Here is a 7,329-nt window from a genome sequence, read left to right on the forward strand (position 1 = left end):
ACGCCACGCTCACCTCCAGCAGTAACGATTCACCGGACGCGCTGACTGGTGACGCCGCTGACCAACTGCAGCGACTGAGGTGGGCGGTACGGGCAAGCCTCGCCCTCGGCGTCGTCGCGTCAGTCGCCGCGAACGTTCTGCACGCCCGCCCGAACCCGATAAGCCAAATCATCGCCGCGTGGCCGCCCCTGGCCCTGCTGCTCACCGTCGAGCTGATCTCCCGCGCACCCCACCACCGCCGCCTGCTCCGCGCCATCCGCCTCGCCGCGACCGCTGTCATCGCCGCCATCGCCACCTGGGTGAGCTACTGGCACCTCGTCGGCGTCGCCGCCCGCTACGGGGAGACCGAACATGGCGCGGCCTACCTCCTGCCCATCTCCGTCGACGGGCTCGTCATCGTCGCCAGCGTGAGCCTCGTCGAGATCACCGCAAGGATCCACGCCGCGACGCTCGGGACAGCCCTGGTCAAACCGCCAACCGCTCCGCCCCTAGCCGAACAATCACCAGCCCCGACCGCCACCCGCGCGACCCGCACTCGGGTACGGCGCGGCGACACGCACCACGACCCGGCTCGAGACACGCCGCCGACACGGCCTAATGAGGCCTCGCAGTCAGGACCCACGGACAACGACGGCGCGAGCAGGCCGGAGCTGCCGCACGCGGCCCTGGACACCAACCCAGACGAGGTGCCGGCCGGCACCGCCCCAGCGGTCGCCTACTGGCGGCGACGCGACCCCACCCTGCACCCGGCCGAAATCGCCGCCCGAATCGGCAGGTCCGAACGCACCGTCCGCCGCCACTGGCCATCACCGGCACGCAACGGCTCCAGCACACGTCAACGGGCACCTCGCTGACCGCCCTCGCTGACAGCTGTCCGCCCACGGGTCACCGCACAGTCCGCCCAGAGTCCAACGCCCACAGCCTCCAGCGGACCGACGGCGATGAGCGGAGGAAAGTACGGTGCACAACCGCCAGCGGTCTTGAAGGCGCCATTACCAGCGATGCGGCGTCGACGGCGCCGCGCATCCGCTTCTGCCGATGTGGCGGTGGCGACCGGCAGAGGCGGTCTTGCCGATCAGCTGTCCAGCTTTTCAAAGAGTTCGTTCGACGTGTCGTAGTACCGCGTCGTGCGGCCAACGTGCGTCATGCCGAGCCGCCGGCGGACGGCCTGGGAGGCACGGTTGTCCGGATCCGTGACCGCTATGACCGTCGCGAGGCCCCGGCTGAACGCGTCATCTAGGACCGCCGCCGCTGCTTCCGAGCCGTAGCCATGCCCCCAGGCCTCCGGATGCAAGTGCCAGCCGATCTCGACATCGGCCGGCCCGCCGGCTGGTTGCCCGGCCGACAGGGGAATCGGCTTGAGCAGGAGGTATCCCACCAGCCGGCCGTCCGCCGCTGTGGTGATGGCCCAGATCCCTTCGAGCGGATCGTCGATGGCGCGCCGGCGTGCGATCGAGGCGAGGCCATCCTCGCGGTTGTTCATGATCGTGGGCTGCGCTCCCAACAATCGCACGACCTCCCAGCGCGACTCGAGATCCAGCAGGAAGTCGGCGTCCTCATCGCGCCAGGGGCGCAGCAGAAGGCGGTCGCTCACGATGGCGCGTACGTGACCAAATCTAGTTGCGCACCCAGGTTTTCACCGTCGGACGAGACGCCCCGACCAGGACCGCGACCTCCTCCGCGCGCCGTGGCCCGCGTAGCGCCGCAACAACATCCGCGTTTGCCCCGCCACCAACGCGTCCACCCGCCGTCACCCACCAGACCGCACAGCAGAGCCCGCAACTGCTGCATCAACGGCAGGAGCAAACTCAACCAGGATGGAGCAACACCAAGCCACGTAGAAGGTGTCAGTGACGGGACGCTAGGGCCCACGTCGAGGTTGGTGAACCGCTCCTGCGATTTACCGTCGACCGGTTCCACGGGTACCGCTTCCGCGCCCGCTCTGCGGCGCCCAGCTACTCTCCAAGCCATGAGCAACGTGGCCGGGGCGAAGGCAAGCCGTGAGGAAAAGATTGCATTTCTGGCCTTGGAGCAGGTCCTCGGGGTCGACATCAAGCTCGCGGATGCTGGCGCTGGTGACAAGAAGCCTGACGGTTCTTGGGTGTACGCCGATGGCCAGGAGCGCCGCGGCATCGTTGAGGTCACCTCACCCCCAGCCACGAGGCTGATGGGTGAGTGGGCACGGGCGAAGAAGGCAGGGCAGCCCCAGACCGAGGCCGGATCGATCCCCTTACGCTGGAACGAGCTCGCGCAGGTGTGCGCTGAGATGCTGGCGGAGGACTGGGCCCGTGAGAACCTCAACAAACTCCTGGCCCAATCGGCCGATGAGCGGCACCTCTTCCTTTTTGCCCGGGGTCACGGGGAAGGCGCCCACTACTTCTACCGACTGTCCGACTCTTATGACGACGGAATATCTGAGCAGGTCGATGACCTTATCCTCCCACACGGCATCTCGGACGTCTGGTTCCGAGGTCGGGCACGGTGGAATCATGACCAACCACTGGGCGCGAAGGAGATCTGGTTGGCAAGGTTTCAAGCGGAGTCCGGGTGGCGCCGCTACGTGGTGTCCATCGAGGAACGGCATCTGCCGCCCCCCAATCCGAGTATCGCTGACGATCGGGCTCCTGCAGGTTGGCGAATTCCGAAGGATCGAGCTATGGAGCTGGTCGGTGACTGAGATCGGCCTGCGTTGGCTTTCGTTCGTTGGGCTCACGAGAGCGCGGATCTGCCGCCGAGGGGGTTCACGACGTGTCCTCGTCTGCAGCACGGGTGTACGGTCGCGCCGTGCAGACGGCTGCCGACCCTGATCTCCGCTCGATGAGCGTCCGGCAACTGCTCGGGCTCTACTCTCGGATCCTCACTGAGCTGATCCAGCGTGGCGTTGTCAGGTCGCGTAATGCCCCTGCTGGTGACTTGGCCGAGTCCGTCGTTGCAACGGCATACCGAGGCTGCCTTGCGCCGCAGTCGGAGAAGAGCTGGGACGTTCGTGCGGCAGACGGCACCTTGCTGCAGGTGAAGTGCCGCGTCATCGAGCCCGGCAGCCGGCGCACGCACGTTTACTCGCCGTTTCGGAGTTGGAGCTTCCACGCCTGCGTCTTTGTCGTCCTGAACAGCGTCACCTACGACATCGAGCAGGCTGTCGAGGTTCCAGCCGACAAGGTCAAGGCGATCGCGCAAGCGAGCCCGTGGGTCGCGGGCCACCGGATCACCGTACGTCAGATCCGTGCTGGCCTTGATGGTGCAGTCGATGTGACTGACCGGCTTCGAAAAGCCTATCGGGCGATGGACCGACTGGAGCAGACTCAGGTCGTCTGACTCTCCCAGCCCGTGCACTGATCTGGCCGCGATCCGTCCGTAGCCCAGGCCCGCCGACCACCTAGCGTCAGTAAGGGATACGGCTCGCCGAGTCGCCGGCCTCCGCGAACCCGGAGCGTCGAGCGTGCCTGAGCTTGGTGCTGGCGGCCTTGGCCGACGACGTGTGATGGAAGAATTCTGGCGGTATATCCGCTCGAATTAGCCGCCTGACTTTTCGACGACTCGCATCACTGTGCCTATTGCGGCCGACACTGCCGCGATATCGGCTAGTGATCCTACCGGCAAGTCGGCGTGGTTCCACGTTTCGGTGTAGCCGTCTTCCCGTGCCGTCTGTGCAAGTTTGCGGCCGCTGCGCAGGCCGCGAACGACCAGGACGGCTAGGAACGCCTGCTCCCGCTCACGGGCCACTGCTCCGTCCAGCGGCGACGACAGTTCGACCGGCTGCCATCCGTATCGGCGTAGCTTAGCCAGCCGGGCGTCGGGCACGTTGGTTATGCCGATCTTGCGTTGCTCGCGGCCGTCGAACTCGCGGCGCAGAAGGTACAGAAACCCAGGTTTGGCGGCGTTGTAGCCGGTGACCGCGCAGACCGGGCAGTTGGTGTCACCGGCCGTCCGGCTCGACACCTTAGTGGTCCAGGTGTGCTCGGGGTTGTTGCGGCAGCGCCATTCGATCGCTTTGGTGCTGCCAGCGGTTAGCTGGTCGGCGGTCAATCCCTCATTGAGTTCCGGGTCGAGTTCGGTCGCGATCTCCGGGAACCGGGTCGCTAGGCAGTTAGTCACGGACAGGCGTTGGCCGGCGCAGCAGGGGCAGCCATTGCCGGCGCGGGTGCGGCTGGACACGACCGCTGGCCAGGTGTGGTCGGGTCCTTCTGGACACCGCCACCACAGTTTCTCCTCGCTGCCGTTGACCACCCTGTCTGGAGTGAGTCCGTCGTTGAGTAACGGATCGAGTTGGGCTGCGATGAGCGGAGACCGGGTGGCGAGCGAGTTGGTCACTGACACCTGCACCCCGGCGCAGGCGGGGCAGCCGGTCGAGTCCCGCCCTGCCCGTTTGTCGAGCGTTGCGGACCATTCGTGGTCAGGACCTTCCGCACATTTCCACCAAACTGAGATTTTGCTGCCGGATACCACCTTCTCCGGAGTCAGGGCGCCGTTGCGGGTGGGGTGCCACTGGGCCGCCAAGTCCGGGCGCCGTGTCGCGAGGGAGTTGGTCACCGAGATCCGCAGGCCTCTGCAGCAGGGACAGCCCGTACCGACAACAGTCCGCTGGTAGGCCATGGTCGACCACTCGTGGTCTAGCCCATAAGGGCATTTCCACCAGACCAGAGTCGTGCTGCTCGTGGCGATCACGTCGTTTGGTGTCAGGGCGGCGTTGCGAGTGGGATGCCATTGGGCCGCGAGGTCCGGGCGCCGCGTCGCAAGGGAATTCGTTACCGATACCTTACGGCCGCGGCAGGCCGGGCAGCCGGCGTCCCGGATCATCCGAGAGGCGACCGACATCTCCCATATGTGATCCGGGCCGGCGGCGCACCGCCACACCGCCCGGAAGGAACTGCTGGCTACCACCTGCTCCGGGGTGATTCCCTTGTTGAGGGCGGGATCGAATTGGGCCGCCAATGCGGGGTTTATCACGGCAAGATTATTTTCCGCCGACACTCGGCGGTTCTTACAGAACGGGCACCCGGTGTGTCCCCCGCTGCGATTGCTCGGGGCGGTCTTCCATTCGTGGCTTGAGTCCTGTAGACACTGCCACCAAACCGGCGTGTTGCTGTACGCGGTCACGTTTTCTGGACGCTGGTCTCCATTGCGCACGGGATGCCACTGCGCAGCAACGTCCGGGAACAATGTCGCGAGCGAGTTCGTCACTGATACCTGGTGTCCTACGCAGGCAGGGCAACCGGTTCCGCCTCTGGCCGTACGGTCGTGTGGCTTTGCCTTCCAGACATGGTCGGGGCCAGCCAAGCATCGCCACCAGCGCGGCTTGTTGCTTCCTGCGATGACCTCGGCGGGGGTGAGCCCTCCGTTTAGTTCGGCGTCGAGTTGAGCGGCCACCTTAGGGAATAGCGTGGCGAGCGAGTTCGTGATCGACACTCGCTGGTTCTGGCAGAATGGGCAGCCGGCACCGCCGGTGGTGCGTTGCGCGACCCGTACCTGCCACTCGTGGTCCGGGCCGCCCGGGCACGTCCACCAGGCGTTGGCGCCGCTGCCCGCCGGGACAGTGGCCGCCGTCAAAGAGCCATTCCGATGCGGATGCCATTGCTCGGCGACTTTTGGGTACAACACCGCGAGGTTGTTCGTTGCCGACGCACGCTTGTTCGTGCAGTACGGGCACCCGGTGCGCTCGGCCGTGCGCTGAACGATTCGCGTCTGCCATTGATGCCGACCGTCGGCGGCGCATTGCCACCAGGCGCGCTCGTTGCTGCCATACACAATCTGATCCGGGCGGCGTCCGTTGTTCGCGGTCGGATGCCACTCCGCCGCCACCTCCGGGTACCGAGTGACGAGGGAGTTCGTCACTGATACCCGCTGGTTTACGCAGAACGGGCAGCGGCTGTTCGGCCTGGTCATATTTGCCACGACCGCCCGCCACATGTGATCCCCGCCCTCCGGGCACAGCCACCACAGCTTCCGGCCGCTGCCGGCAGTCAACGTCGCCAGGTCCAAGTCTGGGTTCCTGGTCGGATGTATCAGCGGCAGTAGCTGTGGAAACTCGTCGCGCAACAGCGTCCCGCGAGCGAACCGAGCGACCCGCGCTGATCGGCTCGCTGGGACAACCGCTGCTGGGACAGGTTCCGAAGCATCCACGACGGGAGAACCTACCGCTTGAGTGTGACAACGTAGATTCCGGTTTGGTGTTTCACCGTCGCTCGTTAGGTGGGGCAGTGAGCCAATGGCGCAACCCGGACCTCGAGATCTATACGTCGGTCACGCTGTTGCGCAGGTATGCCGGCTGCGAGCCCGCACCGAGACGTTTGCCTTGACAAGACGGCCGATCTCCGGCAGATCGTCAACGCGGCGACGAGGGGACGCCGGAACGGCGGCAACCCACGGTAAGGCTCGGCCGGAGGCGACTCCTGAAGATGTTCGACCACATCCGGAACTGCCGCCGTTCGTGCGCGCAGCAGATCGCCGCTCCTCACGGTCGGTGACCGGCCCGGTGGAGCCGATGACGTCCACAACTGCCGATGTGCGTGAGACGGTACGACGGGAGGACGTGCTCCGTCCGACCGTTTGCACGTCGCACTGCGAAGGCAGAATGCTGACGTGGACAGGGATGGGTTCTGGGAGCTTGTCGAGGCCGCATGTGCACGGGTGGGCGATGTCGACGGGGTGCCGGAGGCGCTCACAGACCTGCTACGGGGTCGGCCGCTCGCCGAGTTGGTGGCCTTCCACGAGATGCAGGATGAGTTGTTCGATCGGGATGCCTACCGCTGGGATCTGTGGGCCGCAGCGTATGTCATCAACGGCGGCGCTTCCGATGACGGCTTCGCGTACTTTCTTGGCTGGCTGATGGCGCAGGGGCGGGCGCGCTGGGAGGCGACCCTCGCCGACCCGGACTCGCTCGCCGACGTCATCGAGGTGGACACCGGTGACCTCGACTGCGAGGCGATGCTCTACGTCGCGCCACATGCCGCCGAGGACGAGGACACGTTCTGGACGGCGCTGCCGGACAAGGGTGAGAATCTGCCGCCCGGGCCTGCGGGCGAGTACTTCGACTTCGAGGACGAGGTGCGGCTGCGCCGCCTCCTGCCTCGCTTAACCGCGATCTTCTACGACGAAGATCAGCCCTGACAGCGTGGTCAAGAAGTCTTTTTGGCGCGCCGGCCTGCGGGGTGGTGGCGGCGAGGCCCCGCATCCGCTCATGCCGCCGATCGGGCGTCGGGGTCCGCACCTGCTAGACCGCCAAGTCAGCCGACCGCTCGTGCCGATGAGCGAATGCATACAGCTACAGGTGCCCGGTGTCGTTGAAGCTGACCAAGGTCGGCGGTCGGTCGGAATCCCACTGCACGATGG

6 protein-coding genes are annotated in these 7,329 nt (G+C 66.1%); 4 read left to right on the forward strand and 2 right to left on the reverse strand.

The window, feature by feature from the left end; genetic code table 11:
- The first annotated feature begins 41 nt into the window (after positions 1–41).
- The gene (locus ABZV78_RS24105; RefSeq protein WP_355641981.1) at positions 42–854 is read left to right on the forward strand and encodes a DUF2637 domain-containing protein; all 813 of its coding nucleotides are present in this window, start codon (positions 42–44) and stop codon (positions 852–854) included.
- A 221-nt stretch (positions 855–1,075) separates the two neighbouring features.
- On the opposite strand, the gene ABZV78_RS24110 is transcribed toward ABZV78_RS24105, so the two are convergent.
- Positions 1,076–1,594 carry a GNAT family N-acetyltransferase gene (locus ABZV78_RS24110; RefSeq protein WP_355641971.1) on the reverse strand — a complete coding sequence of 173 codons (519 nt, stop codon included), beginning with the start codon at positions 1,592–1,594 and terminating at the stop codon, positions 1,076–1,078.
- Between the two features lie 375 nt (positions 1,595–1,969).
- Between ABZV78_RS24110 and ABZV78_RS24115 the strand changes: the two genes are divergently transcribed.
- Both ABZV78_RS24115 and ABZV78_RS24120 read left to right on the forward strand, forming a co-directional pair.
- Positions 1,970–2,677 carry a hypothetical protein gene (locus tag ABZV78_RS24115; RefSeq protein WP_355641973.1) on the forward strand — a complete coding sequence of 236 codons (708 nt, stop codon included), beginning with the start codon at positions 1,970–1,972 and terminating at the stop codon, positions 2,675–2,677.
- Positions 2,678–2,784: 107 nt separating this feature from the next.
- Positions 2,785–3,315 carry a hypothetical protein gene (locus ABZV78_RS24120; protein WP_355641975.1) on the forward strand — a complete coding sequence of 177 codons (531 nt, stop codon included), beginning with the start codon at positions 2,785–2,787 and terminating at the stop codon, positions 3,313–3,315.
- 198 nt (positions 3,316–3,513) lie between these two features.
- On the opposite strand, the gene ABZV78_RS24125 is transcribed toward ABZV78_RS24120, so the two are convergent.
- On the reverse strand, positions 3,514–6,120 hold the full coding sequence (locus tag ABZV78_RS24125) for a zinc-ribbon domain-containing protein (RefSeq protein WP_355641977.1): 2,607 nt from the start codon (positions 6,118–6,120) through the stop codon (positions 3,514–3,516).
- Positions 6,121–6,579: 459 nt separating this feature from the next.
- Between ABZV78_RS24125 and ABZV78_RS24130 the strand changes: the two genes are divergently transcribed.
- Positions 6,580–7,107, forward strand: coding sequence for a DUF4240 domain-containing protein (locus tag ABZV78_RS24130; protein WP_355641979.1), 528 nt, complete (start codon positions 6,580–6,582; stop codon positions 7,105–7,107).
- Positions 7,108–7,329 lie beyond the last annotated feature (222 nt).

It is taken from the genome of Micromonospora sp. NPDC004540, assembly GCF_040610095.1.
Lineage (GTDB): Bacteria > Actinomycetota > Actinomycetes > Mycobacteriales > Micromonosporaceae > Micromonospora.

Excerpts from the sequence above, each read along its gene's own strand:
- ABZV78_RS24115 (WP_355641973.1), top strand. The coding sequence starts at position 1,970 with ATGAGCAACGTGGCCGGGGCGAAGGCAAGCCGTGAGGAAAAGATTGCA.